Origin of the sequence: Tabrizicola sp., assembly GCF_031377265.1 — a bacterium.
In the GTDB taxonomy this organism is placed as follows: domain Bacteria; phylum Pseudomonadota; class Alphaproteobacteria; order Rhodobacterales; family Rhodobacteraceae; genus JAUYQR01.
The window spans coordinates 1-1,668 of the sequence record NZ_JANMET010000230.1 but is presented as its reverse complement, the minus strand read 5'-3'; the positions used below and the strand labels follow the sequence as shown (position 1 = coordinate 1,668).

The following is a 1,668-nucleotide window of genomic DNA, read 5'->3' as shown; positions in this document are numbered from 1 at the left end:
GTTGCGGCAGAAAGGCATGCTCGATTCAACCATCGTGATTTACATGGGCGATAACGGCTACGCGTGGGGCGAGCACGGGATGGTAGATAAACGCGCGGCGTATGAAGAATCCATGCGCGTGCCGATGATTGTGCATTGCCCTGAACTCATCAAAGGCGGAACGACCGTCGCGCAAATGGTCGCCAACCTGGACATAGCGCCGACCTTGCTCGAAGCCGCCGGATTGGAATTTCCGCGCGCGATGGATGGACGCAGTTTTCTGCCGCTCGTGCGCGGACAATCCATCCCGTGGCGTGAGCGATTGCTCTATGAATATTACTGGGAATGGAATTACCCGATGACGCCGACGATTCACGCGCTACGCGGCGAACGGTACAAATACATTCGGCCCTATGGGGTGTGGGATACGGAAGAGTTGTACGACCTGCAAAACGACCCGCACGAAATCACCAATCTGATTCGCAGCAAGGAACATCAGCCGATCATTCGTGAGATGAAGGAACAGTTGTTTCGCACGTTGGAAGAAACCGGCGGGATGTACCTGCCGATGAGCGCAGACCGTGGCGCGCAGGCTCCGCATCGGCGAGCGCGTGGTTCAAAGGCGGCGCAATTTCCGAGCGCAATTATGCGTTGATGAATGAACGTTTATTTTCAGAAGGAAACCGTTATGACCAGAAATCTGCTTTGCGTTGTTATTCTCCTGAGCTTCACGCTTTCGGACTTTGCACAAGAAGGCCGCGTCATCGGGCGCACGTACAAAGAATCCAAGCCCGCGTGGGAACCGCTGCCACAAGCTCCGGCGGGCGCGCCGAACGTAATTTATCTCGTCCTTGATGATGTCGGTTATGCGCACCTCGGCAGCTACGGCTCGGAAATTCAAACGCCGAATCTGGACAAGCTTGCGGCGAATGGGTTGCGCTATACGAATTTCCATACGACGGCGTTGTGTTCGCCTTCGCGCGCGGCCTTGCTCACCGGACACAATCATCACAGCAACCATCTCGGCGTGATTGCCGAATACGCCACGGGCTATCCGGGTTATGATGGACGCATTCCCAAAAGCAACGCGACCATCGGCGAAATCTTGAAGCAAAGCGGTTACAGCACGTATTACGTCGGCAAGTGGCATCTGACGAATTTCGATGAATACAGCAACGCGGGGCCGTTTGATCGCTGGCCGCTGGCGTTGGGCTTTCAGCGGTTTTACGGTTTCATCGGCGGCGAGACGAATCAGTGGTTCCCGCATCTGGCGGCGGACAATCAAAACATCGAACCAACGCTCAAACCCGGCTATCACTTGACCGAAGACCTCACCGATCAAGCCATTCGATTCATCACCGAACAAAAACAGGTCAACGCGGGCAAACCGTTTTTCATGAATCTCGCTTACGGCGCAGCGCACGCGCCGCTGCATGTGCATAAGCGCTACATCGAAATGTACAAGGGCAAGTTCGATAAGGGCTGGGACAAGGTGCGCGAAGAAACGCTCGAACGGCAAAAGCGTATGGGCATCGTTCCGCCAAACACTGTGTTGCCGCCGCGCAATCCGAACATCAAGGCGTGGGATGAATTGACCGCCGATCAGCGGCGTCTTTATGCGCGCTTTCAGGAAATCTTCGCGGGCTTCCTCACGCATACTGACGAACACATTGGGCGGCTCATCAACTT

Annotated in this window: 2 protein-coding genes; both read left to right on the top strand. The window is 55.3% G+C overall.

Features of this window, described 5'->3' with window-relative positions; genetic code table 11:
• On the top strand, window positions 1–634 hold a 634-nt coding region (locus RMO18_RS13475), incomplete at its 5' end, for a sulfatase/phosphatase domain-containing protein (RefSeq protein ID WP_309666552.1).
• 33 nt (window positions 635–667) lie between these two features.
• A partial coding sequence (locus RMO18_RS13470) for a sulfatase-like hydrolase/transferase (protein ID WP_309666551.1) occupies window positions 668–1,668 on the top strand: 1,001 nt, incomplete at its 3' end.